Annotated in this window: 11 protein-coding genes; all 11 read left to right on the forward strand. The window is 51.0% G+C overall.

Annotated features, from left to right (window positions below):
* Positions 1–145 precede the first annotated feature (145 nt).
* Positions 146–1,615, forward strand: a complete 1,470-nt coding sequence (locus tag SBI19_RS18200; RefSeq protein WP_317970738.1) for a glycoside hydrolase family 30 protein — start codon at positions 146–148, stop codon at positions 1,613–1,615.
* A 48-nt stretch (positions 1,616–1,663) separates the two neighbouring features.
* Positions 1,664–3,742 carry a hypothetical protein gene (locus tag SBI19_RS18205; RefSeq protein WP_317970740.1) on the forward strand — a complete coding sequence of 693 codons (2,079 nt, stop codon included), beginning with the start codon at positions 1,664–1,666 and terminating at the stop codon, positions 3,740–3,742.
* Between the two features lie 110 nt (positions 3,743–3,852).
* Positions 3,853–6,774: an extracellular solute-binding protein gene (locus SBI19_RS18210; RefSeq protein WP_317970742.1), complete on the forward strand. Its 2,922-nt coding sequence runs from the start codon at positions 3,853–3,855 to the stop codon at positions 6,772–6,774.
* A gap of 19 nt (positions 6,775–6,793) precedes the next feature.
* The gene (locus SBI19_RS18215) at positions 6,794–7,675 is read left to right on the forward strand and encodes a carbohydrate ABC transporter permease (RefSeq protein WP_317970784.1); all 882 of its coding nucleotides are present in this window, start codon (positions 6,794–6,796) and stop codon (positions 7,673–7,675) included.
* Positions 7,676–7,711: 36 nt separating this feature from the next.
* Positions 7,712–8,566, forward strand: a complete 855-nt coding sequence (locus SBI19_RS18220) for a carbohydrate ABC transporter permease (RefSeq protein WP_317970744.1) — start codon at positions 7,712–7,714, stop codon at positions 8,564–8,566.
* Between the two features lie 37 nt (positions 8,567–8,603).
* Positions 8,604–10,061 (forward strand): NHL repeat-containing protein, encoded by a 1,458-nt coding sequence (locus SBI19_RS18225; protein ID WP_317970746.1) that lies wholly within the window; start codon positions 8,604–8,606, stop codon positions 10,059–10,061.
* A gap of 321 nt (positions 10,062–10,382) precedes the next feature.
* Positions 10,383–11,006, forward strand: coding sequence for a Yip1 family protein (locus SBI19_RS18230; protein ID WP_317970748.1), 624 nt, complete (start codon positions 10,383–10,385; stop codon positions 11,004–11,006).
* Positions 11,007–11,013: 7 nt separating this feature from the next.
* Complete coding sequence (locus SBI19_RS18235) at positions 11,014–13,638, forward strand: DUF5696 domain-containing protein (protein WP_317970750.1); 2,625 nt, start codon at positions 11,014–11,016, stop codon at positions 13,636–13,638.
* 87 nt (positions 13,639–13,725) lie between these two features.
* Positions 13,726–14,658 (forward strand): carbohydrate ABC transporter permease, encoded by a 933-nt coding sequence (locus SBI19_RS18240; RefSeq protein WP_317970752.1) that lies wholly within the window; start codon positions 13,726–13,728, stop codon positions 14,656–14,658.
* Positions 14,645–15,655, forward strand: coding sequence for a carbohydrate ABC transporter permease (locus tag SBI19_RS18245; protein ID WP_317970754.1), 1,011 nt, complete (start codon positions 14,645–14,647; stop codon positions 15,653–15,655). Before SBI19_RS18240 ends, SBI19_RS18245 begins: the two co-directional genes overlap by 14 nt.
* A gap of 79 nt (positions 15,656–15,734) precedes the next feature.
* Positions 15,735–17,267, forward strand: coding sequence for a glycoside hydrolase (locus SBI19_RS18250; RefSeq protein ID WP_317970756.1), 1,533 nt, complete (start codon positions 15,735–15,737; stop codon positions 17,265–17,267).
* The last annotated feature ends 54 nt before the right edge of the window (positions 17,268–17,321 follow it).

Genomic DNA, 17,321 nt, shown 5'->3' on the forward strand with positions numbered 1-17,321 from the left:
ATTCCGATTGATCGAGAGCAGCGCGGATCATGGAGCCCCTCCATTCATTATTGAATCGGAGGGGGCGGTCGACATTCACGAGACTGGGTCAACTGAGGTTTATGAAAGCGGTGTCATTCGAGTGGGCAGGGTTAGGAGTGAACAAATGTTTCTTCGTAAGAAAAGGTTCATCATCCCAATCGTCTTCTTGCTTATGTGTCTCGTTGTTAGTTCATTCGCTTATCGGTCAATTATGCAGCATGATTCTAAGCCAGAGGATGAAGGCGGCGATGTAGTGGGGGATTCCATTCAGCTTAACTACGATAAGACCTATCAGGAAATCGAAGGCTTCGGAGCATCCGGCGCTTGGTGGGCGCAAGATGTCGGCGGCTGGGATAATATCGACGACATTATGGATTTGCTCTACGACAGCAAGAAAGGCATCGGGCTCAACATTTATAGGTACAACATTGGGGCCGGCCAGCCTACGGTCGCAGATGATCCATGGCGCAGTACGGAATCGGTTGAAGTATCGCCGGGCGTTTACGATCTCAATCGAGACAAGAATGCAATCAATGCGATGAAAGCGGCGGTCAAACGCGGCGCTACGGTTGAATTGTTCGCCAACAGCCCGCCGGCGAGGCTGACGAAATCCGGCTACTCTTCCGGCGATCCGAACGGACTGTCCAATCTGCCGCCGGAGAACGAAGAAGCTTTTGCAACTTATCTAGTTGATATTACGGAGCTCTTCCTGAAGGAGGGCATACCGGTCAAATATCTAAGCCCGATCAATGAGCCGCAATGGGAGTGGAAGGGCGGGCAAGAGGGCAATCACTACGAGCCGGAGCAGGTCATCAGTCTATCGCGTAAGGTAGCGCTGGAGCTGCAGAAACGGGATCTGCCGGTGAAGCTGCTCATCGCCGAATCCGGCACATGGAACGACCCGAACTACACGCTCGCCATGTATAAGCGAATTATGGACGACGAGGTGCTGTCGAAGTCGATCGATGCCTATGCGGTGCACTCCTATTGGGCAACCGAGAAGGATAAGCGAATTGCTGCTGAGTATTTCTCGCAGTTCGAGGATATGCTCCCGCTGTACCAGACCGAATGGTGCGAGATGGTGAATGGCGGTGCGGCTACCTTGGATGCCGCGCTAACGCTCGCGAAGACCATCCACGAAGACATGACGATTTTAAACGTGTCGACGTGGGAACAATGGCTGGCTGTCGCCAAGGGAGATTATCGGGATGCGCTTGTGTATGTGAATGAGTCTACCCGCGAATTCGGCGCAGCTAAGCGAATGTGGAGCTTCGGCAATTACGCCAAGTTCATCAAGCCGGGCTATCACCGAATCGAGACCGACAATGGGGACAGCGACATTCTCGTCTCTGCTTATGCGAGTCCGAACGAGAAAGAGACAGTCATCGTGGCGATCAATACTTCCGCTTCGGAGAAGCCGATCACCTTCGGCGATCTGAAAGGGAAGAAGGCGTCGATCTACGAGACTTCGAACAACGCCGACCTTGCGCTTGTGAAGGAGGTGAACGGACTGAAGCACTATGTGCTTCCAGCGGAGTCGGTAACAACCTTTGTGATTCAAACAACGAGCTTTCTTGAAGGGATTCTAGGGTAGCGAAGTTAGCATTACCTAAAGAGGTAGTACTAAAAGGGAGGATCAACAATGGCAGTGAAAATGAAAAAGTTCCTTTCGATATCGATCATTCTTGCATTCTGCGTCGTGATGCTTGGTGCGTGCAGCGGCTCGAACAATGATACCAAATCGACGGACACAGAGAAAGAAACAACGGATACGACAGCGAAGACCGAAGATACAGCAACAAAACCTACAGGCGAGCCGACGACGATCGTATTCGGCACGCACTGGCAAGCAGGCGATGATCCAGAGTGGAAAGACCCTGTAACGGGCAAATCCGGCATGGCGCCAGACCAACTGCTTGCAAGAACGAAAGCGCAAGAAGAAGTTCTGAAACAGCTTAACGTTAAGATCAAGTGGGTGCAGTACCCAACTGACCTTCGCGAATCGCTCTTGAAATCGGTACTCGCGAATGCGCCGATCGTTGACGTAGCGCTGCTGTGGGGCGGATCGCAAGGCACGCTGCTCGGCCAGAACATTTTCCAACCATTGGATGAATACCAGAACATCTTCGCCGATGAGGACAGCTCCTGGATGTTCGGCGACAAAATGTTCGGACATAACTACTTCCTGAACTACATTCTTGATTTCGTAAATACTTGGCCGCTCGTCTACAACGCGACTTACCTCGACAAAGTAGATGCGCTGAAAGAAAACGGCCAGACGGTTTACCCTGCCGATCTGTGGAAAGAAGGCAAATGGACTTGGTCCGCATTCGAAAACTATTTGACGAAAGTCAATGAATACTATGCGAACAAGAAATCGCCTGTTAGAACGGATGTACCGATCAAAGCATTCGAAACCGACTACCGTTATACGGCACAACAAGCCATCCATGCGAACGGCGGCGCTGTCTATGGCGCGAATGGTCTGACGGCAGATGCGCCGGAAGCGAAGAAAGCGGTTGAATATATCGATGGCCTCATCTCCAAGAAGCTGATGATGTCCGTTCGTTACGGCGACGATACGTCCGTACCGGGCTGGACATGGAACGGCAGCGACTTCGGCAATGGCGAATCCGTCTTCACGAACATGGTGCCGTGGCTCTCGAACGGTGCGGGCCAATCGCTCGCAGCGCGCGGTGAATCGATGGGCGTAGTGCCGTTCCCTAGACCGGACGATATTCCGGCGGACGACGCTCGTTACCAGCAGCTTATTACGCCAGGCAACCAATTTGCAGTGCTGAAAGGCGTTTCCAAAGAGAAAACGGAACTTGCGCTCAAAGCATTCCAAATCTACTGGTCGACGGTTTACAAAACGCTCGCAAGCAGCGACAAAGCGCTAGACTTCTTCACGAAACAAGCGAAGATGACAGCTGTTAACTATGGCTTCGACGTTACGAACGAGAAGATCGGCGCTAATATCATGGATGCTTTCATTGGTATCGCAGGAAGCAAGCCGAACGAGTACTCCGGCATTCTGCCATGGACGAACCTGTGGACGGATACGATTCTCGGCAACTCGCTATACGGATTGAATGGTTCGCCTAAGTATGCTGGTGCAATCGATGCTCAGAAGAACCAAATTCTCGACATCATGAGTACGACGGAGAAAGCGCTCAGCTCGGATAAAACGGTCGATAACATGCCGCCGACCTTCTCGCTTGTTGGCAAAGCGATCGCAATCGCAGCGGGTACAGATCCGGCTACTGTGAAGTGGGATACGCTCGTGAAGGCAGCTGACGGCATCGACGGCGATCTTCCATTCGCGAATGTGAAGGTTGATACGAGCGGCATTGCGAAGGATAAAGTCGGCAAGTACGACAACGGCCTTGTCGTAACGGCGAAGGACGCAGCCGGCAACGAAGGCAAAGGCACGTTCGCTGTCATCGTCTACGATCCGAAGAACACGACGGCTCCGACGATCACGGCGAAAGAAGGCTACCGCGCAATCAAAGTCAATGAAGATGCAGCAGCTATCAACTGGGCTAACGATTTCGTCGAGCAAGCGATCGACAAAGACAGCTTTGACTTGAAAGGCAACATTACGGCCGATGTTGGCAGCCTCGACGTTACAACAACCGGCGAATACGACGTGAAGCTGACGGTAACGGACTACGCTGGCAACAAAGCAGATCTGACGATTAAAGTCAAAGTCGAGAAGTAAGCTCCCGTTATAAAGCAGCAGCTAAGGGTTCTAACTGCAAATCGTCTAAAGGCGGTAGGTGCTATGAAGGCTTTCATAGCACCTATCAGCTATAACGGAGGTTCATGGCAATGATCATGAAGAAGAAAATGTTAGTTGGCATTGCGCTGATCATCATCGCATTGGTCATACTCATACCTTCTCTGCGTTCAGGCGGAGCTAAGGCGACGATCGCATCGCAGTCGGAGAATGAGGACTACGTTGAAGAATCCTACAGCCAATATCTCACGGACGCCGGTTATTCGGGTCAGATGGCTGCTTCGGAAGTGAAAGTGGACCTGTCGTCGTATCAGACGGCGGGCGACATGAACGCGAGTGTAGAGAATGGTGCGGTACGAACTGGCGATACCGGTACGATTAGTTGGAATGTCTCCGTGCAGGAAGCGGGTTTCTATAACTTGGCGGTTACTTACCTGCCTGTAGAAGGTACGAATTCAAAGATCGAACGAAAGCTGACCATTGATCACGAAAGCTTGTATACCGGCCTGAATCAATTGATCTTCAACAAATTATGGGACAATAGCGGCGGCAAGCCGATTGTGAATAAAAACGGCAATGAGATTTTGCCTGTATCGATAGAGAAACCAGAGCTTACAACCGTTTATTTGACGGATTCAAGACGGAGAAGTCTGGATCCTTACAAGATTTATTTGAGTGCAGGGACGCACACGCTCACTTTCGAGTCTGTGAAGGAGCCAGTCATCATCCACGACTTGACATTGAAGGCAGCGCCGGAAATTAAGTCGTATGCGGACGTCCTGAAGGAATGGGAATCGCAATACAAGGTGTATGACGGCGACAATCTGCTCTATCAAGCCGAACGTACCGACGAGCATACGATCGATATCGAGAAGTCGTCCATCGACATTCTGATGACGACGGATTACGGCAACTCGAATACGGTCCCTTATCATCCTTACAAAATCAAGCTGAACACGATCGGCGGCTCGAACTGGCGGACGCCCGGCGACTTCCTGCAGTGGACGATCGACGTTCCGGAGGAAGGGCTCTACAGACTGTCCTTCAGAGGCGAGCAGAACACGAACCGAGGCGTCATGTCTTATCGTCAGTTGAAGGTCAACGGCGAAGTGCCATTCAAGGAAGCGCAGGCGATTCCGTTCGCGTTCCACTCCGGCTTCGTCAATTATGTGCTGGAGAATGGCGAAGACGAGCTGCTCCTTCATCTGAAGCAGGGCGAGAACACGATTTCGCTTGAAGTCGTGCTCGGCGAATTCGCCATGCCGCTGTCCGAAGTAGAGAAAAGCGTATTCGCACTGAATGACCTGTATCGCAAAACCGTTCAAATTACAGGCCTTGTGCCAGACAAATATATCGACTACGAGATTACGACGAAGATTCCGAACTACGCGGAAACGTTGAAAGCGGAAAGCGACCGTCTGAAGAAAGTGGTCGATGAGCTCGTTCGCATTACCGGCGAGAAGGGCGAGAAGACAGCCATGATCGAGAAAATGCAGGTGCAGGCGGAGCGGCTGAGCCGCAAGCCGGACAGCGTAATTAGCGAGCTGGGCACCATGCAGAACAATATCTCGTCTCTAGGCACTTGGATCACTTCGATCTCGGAGATGCCGCTTCAGCTCGACAGCTTCACGCTGTCCGCGCCAGGTGCCAAATTGCCGAAGGCGAAGCCGAATTTCTTCGAGAAAAGCTATTACGGCACCGTTCGATTCCTGTCTACGTTCTTCGTCGATGAAACGAAAATGACGGAGTCGACGGACAAGAAGGCGCTCAAAGTATGGATCTCGGCCGGCCGTGACCAAGCGCAGATCATTCGTAATCTGATCGATCAGAGCTTCACGCCGAACGCGAACATTGCAGTCGATCTGCAGCTGATTCCAGAGGATGTCATTCTGCCAGCAACGCTTGCAGGCAATGGACCCGACGTCGCATTGGCTGTGCCGCAGGCGACGGTTATTAACTTCGCGATGCGGAACGCGCTCGTCGATCTGTCGAAGCTGGATGGCTTCGACGAGATGAAGGCGAAGTTCACGGAAAGCGCGATGAAGACGGTCTCGTACCAGAACGGAACGTATGGTCTTCCCGAGCAGCAGAACTTCATGATGATGTTCTATCGCGAGGACATCCTCAAGCAGCTTGGCTTGAAGCCGCCGACGACATGGGATGAGGTAGAGAGCATCATCTCGATCCTGCATGCGAATAATTACGATTTCTGGATGCCAGGTCAGACGCTTTATCCTTCCATGGTTTATCAGTATGGCGGCGATTTGTATCATGGCGAAGGCAGCGATTACGGTATCGAGACCGGATTGACGGATGATTCTGCCATGACAGCATTCAACAGACTGACGCGGTTCTTTACAAGCCAACGACTGCCGGTTTCCGCGGACTTCCCGAACCGGTTCCGTACTGGCGAAATGCCGGTCGGCATAGCACCTTATATCACGTACAACCAGCTCGAAGTGTTCGCGCCGGAAATTCGCGGCTTATGGTCGTTCGCACCGCTTCCAGGCGTTTCGAGCGAAGACGGAACGTTGAACAATCATGCGGTAGCCGACACGATCGACAGCATCCTGATGAACGCTTCGGACAATAAGGAAGCGGGCTGGACGTTCATGAAATGGTGGCTGAGCACAGATACGCAGGCACAATATGCGAAGTCGCTCGAGGCAGTCATTGGCGCAGCAGCTCGTTATCCGACAGCGAATCTCGAGGTGCTCAAGCAGCTGCCGTGGGCAAGCAAAGATTCGAAGCAAATCATCGAGCAGTTCAACGATACGATAGGCGTGCCGGAGGTGCCGGGCGGCTATATGACGACGCGGGCGATCGATTATGCATTCCGTGCCGTTGTAACGAGCGGTCTCAATCCGCGCGAGACGTTGTTCTTGAACAGCAAGCAGATCGACAAGGAACTTGAGAAGAAGCGCAAAGAGTTCCATCTGTCATACCTGGACCAGAATCAACTGAAAGAGGAGCAAAAGGCGAATGCTGACGAGTCGACAAATAAAGACAAGTAACGGCGGCAGAAGGTCGCCTATGCAGGTCTGGAAAGAGCATAAAGGCAAATACTTGCTCATCCTGCCGTTCGCGATTCTATTCCTGGTGTTTACAGTCATCCCTGTATTCACTTCCATCATTATAAGCTTCACCTCGTTCAACATGTTGGAGCCGCCCGTGTTCATCGGGCTGCGCAACTATATCAACTTGACCGTCAATGACGACATCTTCCTCATTGCGGTGAAGAACACGTTGTTCTTCGCGCTCATTACCGGCCCGATCAGCTACTTGATGTGTTTCGTCTTCTCGTGGCTGATCAACGAGCTGTCGCCGAAGGTTCGCGCGGTTATGACGCTCGTCTTCTACGCGCCATCGATTTCCGGCAACGCCTACATGATCTGGAAGTTGATCTTCTCGTCGGATATGTATGGTTATGCCAACGCTTGGATGTTGAAGCTGGGCCTCGCGAGCGAGCCGATTCTATTCTTCGATACGAAGAAATACGTATTCCCGATTCTCATTCTCGTACAGCTGTGGCTTAGTCTTGGCGTCAGCTTCCTGGCGTTCATCGCAGGTCTGCAGAACGTGGACAAATCGCTGTATGAAGCAGGTCAGATCGACGGTATTCGCAATCGCTGGCAGGAGCTGTGGTTCATTACGCTTCCGTCGATGCGTCCGCAGCTGCTGTTCGGTGCGGTTATGCAAATAACGGCCTCGCTGTCGGTATCCCAAATCTCCATCGAGCTTGCGGGATTCCCATCGGTCGAATACGCCGGTCATACGATTCTGACTCACTTGCACGACTACGGCTTCATTCGCCATGAGATGGGTTATGCATCGGCAATCGCAACGGTATTGTTCTTCATCATGGTGTTTACCAACATCATCGTCCAGAAAGTTCTGAGAAGGGTAGGTGCCTAGGTGAGCAGCCTTCCATTAGTCATTAAGAGAGCGTATATGTCCCGGAAGTTCAAGCGGCGGAATAGAAGCATCATCGGGGACGCTTCGCTAACGCTGTTTCTAGGCCTATTCGGATTATTCAGCGTCTGGCCGCTTATCTTCATTATTAATAACGCATTCAAGCCATTGAATGAGATCTTTATTTTCCCGCCGAAGCTGTTCGTTCAAAGCCCGACGCTTACGAACTTCCAGGATTTGTTCATCATCATCGGCAACTCATGGATTCCGATGACCCGTTACTTGTTCAATACCGTATTCCTGACGGCGGCGGGCACGGCGGGCAGCGTTATTATCGGTTCGATGGCGGCATTCCCGTTGGCCAAATACGTCTTCCCGGGCTCCAAATCGATGTCCAAAATGATCGTGTACTCGCTCATGTTCAACGGTACCGTAACCGCGCTGCCGAACTACGTCATCATGTCTAAACTGCATATGATCGATACGTATTGGGCCGTTATTCTGCCAACCGCAGCTTCTACTTTGGGGTTGTTCCTGATGCAGAACTTCATGTCGCAGGTTCCCGATGCGCTCATCGAAGCCGCAAAGATTGATGGCGCGAACGAGTTCACTATTTTCTGGAAAGTCATGATGCCGCTCTCGCGGTCGGCATGGATTACGCTCATTATCTTGTCATTCCAGAATCTATGGGGGACGACAGGAGGCGGCTTTATCTACAGCGAGAAACTGAAGCCGGTCAGCTATGCCTTATCGCAAATTGTCAATGCAGGCGTAGCGCGAACCGGGGTTGCCTCGGCCGTTACGCTCATCATGCTGGTCGTACCGGTCGTCGTCTTCATTATTTCGCAGAGCAACGTCATTTCGACGATGGCAACGTCAGGCATTAAAGAATAATGATCAATTCACAAACGGAAAGGAAGGCCCAACAGCTATGAAATTGAAGTGGGCTATAATTTTCGCCTTCATTCTTGGCATGATGCTTCCGTCCGCCAGCGCGTTAGCTGCCAATACGTTCGAGAGCAATTATACGTACGACTTCTGGGGCAATTCGCAGAAGAGTCTGCCGGCGTTCGAGCTTGTGAATAGTATCGATGGAAGCAGTATGGGAGATATCCCGCTGGGCAGCGTCGATGACGTCTATGTAAGCTCGGACCGCATCTTCCTCGTCGATTCGACGGAAAGCCGCATTGATGTGTTCGATATGGATCTGAAATTTCTCGTATCGATCAAGCTTATTCGAGACGATGCCGGGAAAATCATGGTCAACCCTGAAACCAATCAACAGCTCATGCTCAATAAACCGGAAGGCGTCTACTTGAATGAGTCATCCAATGAACTCTTCATCGCAGATACGGAAGCCGGGCGGATCGTTGTTCTCGACGGAAGCACCTATGCCTACCGACGGACGATTGAGAAGCCCGAGAATATGGTAGGCGTCACGCAGTTTAAGCCTTCGAAGATCGTCGTCGACAAAGACGGACAGATCAGTGTAGTTGTCCAAGGCAGCTACGAGGGCATTATTCAATTGAATCACGATGGGACGTTTAACCGTTATTTTGGCTTGAATAAGCCGAGAGTCAATCTCGTGGACTACTTCTGGAAGTCGATTGCATCCAATCAGCAGAAGCAGAAGATGAAGAAAATATTCGCGCCGTCTTTCAACAACTTGACGTTTGATTCGGAGGGGCTTATCTATGCTACGACCTTCGACGCTTCAGCGCAGAATAAGGTGTTCCGCTTCAACTCCAAGGGCGAGAACGTGCTGCTGCAGAATGGCTACTTCCCCGTAATCGGCGATTTGCATACCGGCGGTGTAATCGAGAAGAAAAGCCAGTTCGTGGATGTTGCCGTTTCGCAATTCGGCGTATACGCCTTGCTTGATAAGACGATGGGACGAATATTCCTCTACAACTTCGAAGGGGATTTGATGAACATCTTCGGCGGAGCCGGCAATTTGAAAGGGGACTTGAAGGACCCGACGGCGATTGCATGGGCTGGAGACCAATTGATCGTGACGGATAAAACGTTCAGCGCGGCGTATTTGTTCCAGCCTACCGAGTTCGGTCAAGCTGCGCTCGATGCCGAGCGGCAGTATTACAACGGGAAGTGGGAGCAAGCAGGCGCAGAATATGAGCATACGCTCCATTTGAATTCGAACTATGACATTGCCTATACGGGCGTCGGCCGGAACTACTTGATGCGGGATATGAGCGAGGAAGCGATGTACTACTTCGAGTTGGGCAACAGCCGCGGCTACTATTCGAAGGCGTATAACGAATATCGCAATTTGTTCATCCAGCACAACTTTATGTGGTTAGTCATTCCGTTCGTGCTTGCTGCCTTCGCACTTCTTTATTCCGAGTTTCGATACAACAGGAAGAACAGCTAGCATTGTTAATTTAAGTGCGTGTTCAAAAAGTCGGGTTTTCAGCATCGAGAAGATTGCGAGAACCTGAATAGCTTATGCTTACGAAGCTGTTATTTGCTCGCAGGTAGTAACAATTAAAGTAGAGCAAATAACTTCAGGAGGAACGGAGTGTAGGCAAAACCTACATGTACAAGGTTTCCAGCGGAAACCTACATCGGAAGCATAACCTCCGGACTCCGAAGGTGAACGCAAGCTTCGACGTCGAATAGGCTTCCTGAATGACTTCATGATCAAAAGACGACTTTTTGAACTACCTCTTTAGGAAAGGAAGGGAGTACTCCGATGGCCAGTATGCTCGATGACGGCAAACATATGTTCCATGTCATGCTGCATCCGTTCGACGGATTCTATGCGGTCAAGAACACAAGAAAAAGAAGTTATGCGCTGCCTACGATCATCATGTTGATCTGCGGCATTACAGGCATTCTAAGCTATCAATACACCGGGTTTATATTGAATTACTATCCGCTGTTCGAGATGAACAGCATCATGATTTTCGTTACGACCCTGGTTCCGTTCCTGTTGTTTCTCCTTAGCAACTGGAGCGTGACCACCCTGTTCGACGGGAATGGGACAATGGGCGATATCTATATGGTCATGACGTACGCGCTCGTTCCGAAGCTTCTATTCGATATTGTCGGCATCATCTTAAGCAATACGATCATTCAGGAGGAGGCGGCGCTGCTCAATGCATTCGTCCTCATCGGAACGGTATGGTTCTACTTCTTAATGTTCTGCGGACTGTGCGTCATTCATGAGTATTCGCCTTTAACGAACGTCGTCACGCTATTCGTTACGTTCTGCTCCGCAATCATGATCGTCTTCCTGTCCATGCTGTACTTCATGCTGGTCAGCAAAGTCATCGGATTCGTGTATACCGTAGTCATTGAATGGATGAAAAGGTGATGCCAAGATGCTAAATAGCTTACAAGTAACGGCAATGCGCCGGATCAGAAATATCGGTTATAGAGAGATCGCCATCGCAGCAGTCGTTGTCGTCCTAATCGTGGCGGGCTGGTATGCACCTTCGTTTATCAAGCATTGGAGTATCAACAAGCAGGACCTGCCTGTCGCGGCAAGAGAAGGCCTGTCGCCGGTCGTTGGCAAAATAGAGCCGAAGTCAGGCAATGTTCTGCTTGCAACCAGCGGTCAGAAGCAGCTTAATCTCGATACGACGACCTTGAATTTGCAAGTCGTTGATGCAGCGGCCGGCACGACGTGGAACAGCTTGTATCTGGAAGAGGGCAGCGGGGATATCGAGAAATCGCCGCTCGTCATCAAGTTTCTAGGCAAGGATGGCACGATGACCGAGTGGGATGCGTTCAAGTATGCGATTCAGAACGGCAGGTACGAGCTGAATCAGATCGAGAACGGCGTTCAGATCGTATTCGACTTCTTCGAGACCGAATCGTATCGGCTGAACGAATATATGCCTGACAAAATCTCGGAAGAGAATTATAAGAAAGAATTCGTCGATCCGATCAATGAAGGGCTGCTTAATGGCGAGATCAGCATGGTCGATGCACAGAAATACAATGACGCGCTCTCGATCATGTACCAGCTGGATCAGGACAATGATTTGTACTTCAACAAGTTCGCAGGCCTTCCGCCGACGTCGCTTGTGAAGGATCTGATCAATCTGTCGAAGGCGGTTGGCTACACGACGGAGATGCTGATGGCGGACAGCCAGCAATTCGGCATTCAAGTGACGATTACGGAACCTGCTAGATTCGTCATTACAATGGAGGCAACGCTCGATAACGGCGACTTCGTTGTCAAGGTGCCGACCTATGAAATCAAAGGTGGAAATCAGTTCTATACGCTGCAGAACATTGCGGTGCTGCCATCGTTCGGGCTGGCTTCGGCCGACAAAGTGAGCGATGGATACATTGTCGTACCGGACGGCTCCGGCGCCTTGTTCAAGCTCAATTCGTTTAATGGCAAATTCCCAGAGTATGAACGGCCGGTTTACGACAACACGTATTACGACAAGCTGTACGATCTGCCGGAGTTTCCTGAGAATCTGACGATGCCGGTGTTCGGCATGTACGATACGGACCAAGCGGGCAAGTCCTCGGGTTATCTGGGCATTATCGATTCAGGCGCCGAGCTTGGCAATGTCAAAGTACAGCTTGGCACGCAGGATACTTCGACAGGCGGCACGTTGTACAACAAAGTGTACAGCTCGCTTGATGCGATGCAGTTCTCCCGCGTCAAGGTGTTCGGCGCTTACAGCGACAACGAAGCGCGGTTCCTGTCAACGACAGGCTTGATTAACGTCGATTACACGGTTCGATACAGGCTGTTCAGCGGCGAAGTCTCGTACTACGACATGGCGAAGAGCTATCAGCAGCATTTGATCGACAAGTATGACTTGAAACAGAACTTCAATGCGACGCCTAAGCTTTTCCTTGACGTAATCGGAACGGTGACGCTCGATAAGCGATTCCTTGGCGTTCCGTATACGAAGCCATACTCGATGACGAAATATGATCAATTGTTATCGATCATGAACGATTTGCAGGACGTCAACAAGGTCGTGAACTACAAGGGCTTCTTCAATGGCGGCTTGAACAACACGATTATGAACAAGGCGGATTTGACTGGAGCGAACGGCAGCCGCAAAGAGCTTAACGACTTGATGGATTACTTCAAGCAGAATGGCAGCAGCCAGTTGTTCCTCAATGCCGATCTGATGCGCGTATCCGATACGAGCGACGGCTTCTGGTTGAAATCGAACGCGCTGCATGGTTATGACGGCAAACCGATTGGTTTCAAGAAATACGATCTTGCCAGTGGCATGTTCAGCACGAACGCGACGAAGCAGTATCTGCTCTATCCACTCATTCTGAGCGATACGGTGAACAAGTTCGTCAAGGACTCGGAAGATTACCCGAATATTGCGGTCAATGACATGGGTTCGACGTATTATGCGAACTATAATCCGCGCGATATTATCGATCCGGTCGTGTCTAACGCGATTGTAGAGGACAACCTGAAGAAGCTGGCAGAGAGCAAGACCATTGCGCTGGACAATCCGAATATGGATCGAATCCAATACAGCCAGTACGCAGCGAACATCTCGCGAGAGAGCAGCAACTACGGCACGATGTACATGTCCATTCCTTTCCGCCAACTGGTCATGAACGGACTGACGGAGTATACGACGCTGAATGTGAACATGTCGGCTGATCGCAGCAGCTACTATCTGCTGCAGGCGCTGGAGCTTGGCAGCATTCCGAAGTATACGATTAGTGCAGAGAACGTCGACGTACTGAAAAACTCGGAATACAGCGATTATATTTCGATTCAGTATTCGGCCATTAAGGATGGTATCAAATCTCTGTACGCCGAATACAGCAAAGGGCTCGAAGCGATTGGCTCGAAGGAGATCACCGGGCATCAGATGCTGGCGAAGAACGTATTCGAGACCACCTATGCTTCCGGATCGAAGGTTATTGTCAACTACAACAAATACGACGTCACGGTCGCAGGCCATCATCTGGATGCGCTGGGCTACGCGATCGAGTCGAAGTAACAGCATCGAAGAAGCATGCAAAATGCCAGGTATATGCTTACGAAGCAAGCATTTGGCTTACAGGCAGCAGCAAAGGAGGTTCAGTAGGTGGCGGGTACAGCGGTCAAATCAAAGAAGCTGCATATTTCCCATCAGAATATGAGAAAAGTCCACGGCATCATCTTCATGCTGCCGTGGCTCATCGGCTTCATTCTATTCTTCATCAAGCCGCTCGTGAACACGATCAAATATTCGTTTCACGAGGTAGGCGTTGCGGACAACGGGGGGATGGTGCTCAAGTATGTCGGCTTGAGCAACTACACCAACCTGTTCCGCACGGAAGTATCGAGCCAGAGTCAAACATTCTTGCGCGTATTCACTGACGAGAACGTCAACATCTTCATGAATACGCCGGTCATCGTCATCTTCAGCTTGTTCTGCGCGATTCTCGTGAACGTGAAGTTCAAAGGCCGGGGACTGGCAAGGGTTATCTTCTTCCTGCCGATCGTATTAGGCTTGAAGGTTGTCGTTGATCTGATCATGATAACATCGGGCGGCGATGTGGCTGACGCGGCTGTCAGCAGTCAGTTCGATACTAGCATGCTGATCGACTTCCTGCTCAATTACACGTTTCTGCCGGTGAATGTAACCTTATTTATTTCCGACCTTGCGAGCAACATTTTCTTGCTGATTTCCCAGACAGGGGTTCAGACGTTGATCTTCCTGGCGGGCTTGCAGTCCATTAACCAGTCGCTCTATGAGGTGGCTCGCATTGAGGGCGCGAACAGCTACGAGGTGTTCTGGAAGATTACGCTTCCGCTCCTGTCGAACATCTCGTTGTTCGCACTTGTGTATACGTTCGTCGATATGTTCCTGCAGTCGTCGATTTCGACGGAAATCTACTACTTCGCGTTCAATAAGAACAACATCGGCGTAGGTTCGTCGCTGTCGGTCGTCTATCTATTCAATGTGCTGATCGATTTGGTTCTGCTTCTATTTATTACGAGCAAGGTGGTGAGGATGAATAATGGCGACAAGTGAGATTGCGACAAGTGAAGCGAAGGCCGCAAGACGAATCGACGGTTATGTATTGAAGAGCAAGCTTCAAAAATTCGTGTTCGGGTACCTGTTCTACTCGCTGGTCATCGGTTTGGGCTTTGCCATCATCTATCCTTTGATCAAGCTCATTCCGGTTGTATTCAACGATATCGAGGATCTAGGCAATCCGGACGTCATATGGGTGCCGATCGAATATTCGGTCATAAGCTTCAAAGCTGCTATTCGACTAGTATTCGGCAACTTCATGCCGATGCTGCAGACGATCGGATATTCGGTCATCATCGCGGTCGTTCAGATCTTCGTCTGCGCAGTCGCTGGTTATGCGCTGGGCCGAGTCGAGTTCTGGGGACGGAACCTGCTGACGTTTCTCGTCATCATATCGTTCGTCGTACCGCCGCAATCGCTGCTCATTTCGCAGTACCTCAGCTTCAAGCACTTCGATGTATTCGGCATTATTACAGCGATTCATGGCAGCACGGTCGATCTCATCAATCAGCCTTATACGCTTTACCTGATTGCCTTCTTCGGTTTCGGCGTGAAACAGAGCATGTTCATCTTCGTATTCCGACAGTTCTTCAAAGGGCTGCCGAAGGAGCTGGAAGAAGCGGCTTATATGGACGGCTGCGGTTTCTATCGGACGTATTTCCGCGTTGCGCTTCCGAATGCAGTGCCGGCGATTATGACGGTAGCGATTCTCTCTTTCGTATGGAACTACGGGGATACCTATTACACAGGTTACTTCCATCCGGACGGACCGTATTTGAGCAATAAGCTCATGACGACCTTCTCGGAAGCGAACGTACAGAACATTCTCTATGCGGTCAAAACATGGTATGGGGTGCCAGGAGCGACGACATTCTCCTTCGACGCCGTGAAGCAAGCGGCTGCCATCATTTATCTCCTGCCGTTGCTGCTTATCTATTTCGTCGTACAGAAACGAATCGTAGAGAACTTTGAACAGTCGGGTATTGTTGGCTAACAAGGTGAAACGGCTGTCGCCGTCTTCGCAAACGGCGCAGCGCGTTTCATTCCGATATAGAAAGGCGGATGAATCTAGTTTGACAGTCGGAATTAAGCCGCATGTAAGCAAGGTACTCATCGACGCGGCGGTACAATATCAAACAATCGATAACTTCGGAGCATCTGACGCATGGTCGATGGATCCGATCGGCAAGCATTGGACGGAAGATAATAAGACGCGTGTCGCAGACCTGCTGTTCTCCAGAGAGCGCGGAATTGGATTATCTGCATGGCGATTCAACATCGGCGCCGGCTCGGAGGAAACGGATCGCGAGATTATTCGCAATCCGTGGCGCCGGGCTGAGGCGTTCAAGATGTCGGCAGACGGAGAATACGATTGGAGCAAGCAGGCGGGACAGCAATGGTTTCTGCGTGCGGCGAAGGAGAGAGGCGTCAATACGCTGATCGCCTTCGTCAACAGCCCGCCGGTATGGATGACGAAGAACGGACACGCGCAGCCTGATCCCAGCGTGGGTTCGACTAACCTGAAGCCTGGCTATGAGCCGGCATTCGCGACGTTTCTCGTTGATGTGCTGAAGCATTTTTATCAGGAAGGTATCGAGTTCCAGTTCGTAAGTCCGATCAATGAACCGACTTGGGATTGGAATAACTCCGGACAGGAGGGAAACCGCTACAACAATGATGATCTGAAGCGGGTTCTTCTTGAAGTGTATAGACAGTTGCAGACATCAGGGCTGAAGACCAAGATTAGCGCCGCAGACGGCGTTGAGATTACGTCGCTGCTGGACGATGATCTGTACGAAACGTTCTCCGGCGAGCGGCAGTATTCGAGCGGCGCGAATAAGCTTGGGACTGGCGAATATCGGGAGTACATCAAATGCATGCTTGGCGATCCCGAGCTGAAGGAAGCGATCGGACATAAGATTGCCTCCCACTCGTATTGGTCGGATTACGATAAGCCGGGCGATGATCGCCTCGGCACGTTGAGAGAATTGCTCGTTGCGAATATTGCGCGTTACGATTCGGATGCTGTCTATTGGATGTCGGAGTATTGCATTCTCGGTGCTGACGGTCATGGCCGCGACTTTGGGATGGATGCGGCGCTGCGCGTAGCGCGCGCGATTCACTTCGACCTGGCGGCAGCGAATGCGGCGGCTTGGCAGTGGTGGACGGCAGTGTCCAAGGAGGATTATAAGGACGGACTGATCTACACCGACTTTAAGAAGCCAGGCGACGAGCAGAATATTCTGCCTTCCAAGATTCTCTGGGCGCTAGGCAACTACAGCAAGTTTGTACGCCCAGGAGCAGTACGAGTATCGCTCGCGGAGTCCGATGAAGGAGTTGGGCTGATGGGCTCGGCCTACATTCATGAAGGCGACCGGACGATTACTGCGGTGTTCGTGAACGACAGCGATGCAGACCGCCGCATCTCTGTATCGCTGCAGGGAATGCACATGCGGGGAAGCGTCTCGGTTATGCAGTCTTATTTGACATCAGAAGAACAGGATCTGTCGCGGGGAGAAGACATTCGAGCGCAGGCAGATGGCGCGTTGGAAGGCATTATTCCTGCAAGGTCAGTTGTCACATGGTATGGTCAATGGGATGAATAAAGCTGTTTCGCGACAGCTTTATTTTACCCAATAACTGAAACCCATTTCATGAAA

Origin of the sequence: Paenibacillus sp. CCS19, from assembly GCF_033239625.1 — a bacterium.
Lineage (GTDB): Bacteria > Bacillota > Bacilli > Paenibacillales > Paenibacillaceae > Paenibacillus_T.

What these genes read in the sequence shown, in the direction of transcription:
- SBI19_RS18200 (WP_317970738.1), top strand. Translation starts at nt 146, where the DNA reads ATGTTTCTTCGTAAGAAAAGGTTCATCATCCCAATCGTCTTCTTGCTT.
- SBI19_RS18205 (WP_317970740.1), top strand. Translation starts at nt 1,664, where the DNA reads ATGGCAGTGAAAATGAAAAAGTTCCTTTCGATATCGATCATTCTTGCA.
- SBI19_RS18210 (WP_317970742.1), top strand. Translation starts at nt 3,853, where the DNA reads ATGATCATGAAGAAGAAAATGTTAGTTGGCATTGCGCTGATCATCATC.
- SBI19_RS18215 (WP_317970784.1), top strand. Translation starts at nt 6,794, where the DNA reads ATGCAGGTCTGGAAAGAGCATAAAGGCAAATACTTGCTCATCCTGCCG.
- SBI19_RS18220 (WP_317970744.1), top strand. Translation starts at nt 7,712, where the DNA reads ATGTCCCGGAAGTTCAAGCGGCGGAATAGAAGCATCATCGGGGACGCT.
- SBI19_RS18225 (WP_317970746.1), top strand. Translation starts at nt 8,604, where the DNA reads ATGAAATTGAAGTGGGCTATAATTTTCGCCTTCATTCTTGGCATGATG.
- SBI19_RS18230 (WP_317970748.1), top strand. Translation starts at nt 10,383, where the DNA reads ATGGCCAGTATGCTCGATGACGGCAAACATATGTTCCATGTCATGCTG.
- SBI19_RS18235 (WP_317970750.1), top strand. Translation starts at nt 11,014, where the DNA reads ATGCTAAATAGCTTACAAGTAACGGCAATGCGCCGGATCAGAAATATC.
- SBI19_RS18245 (WP_317970754.1), top strand. Translation starts at nt 14,645, where the DNA reads ATGGCGACAAGTGAGATTGCGACAAGTGAAGCGAAGGCCGCAAGACGA.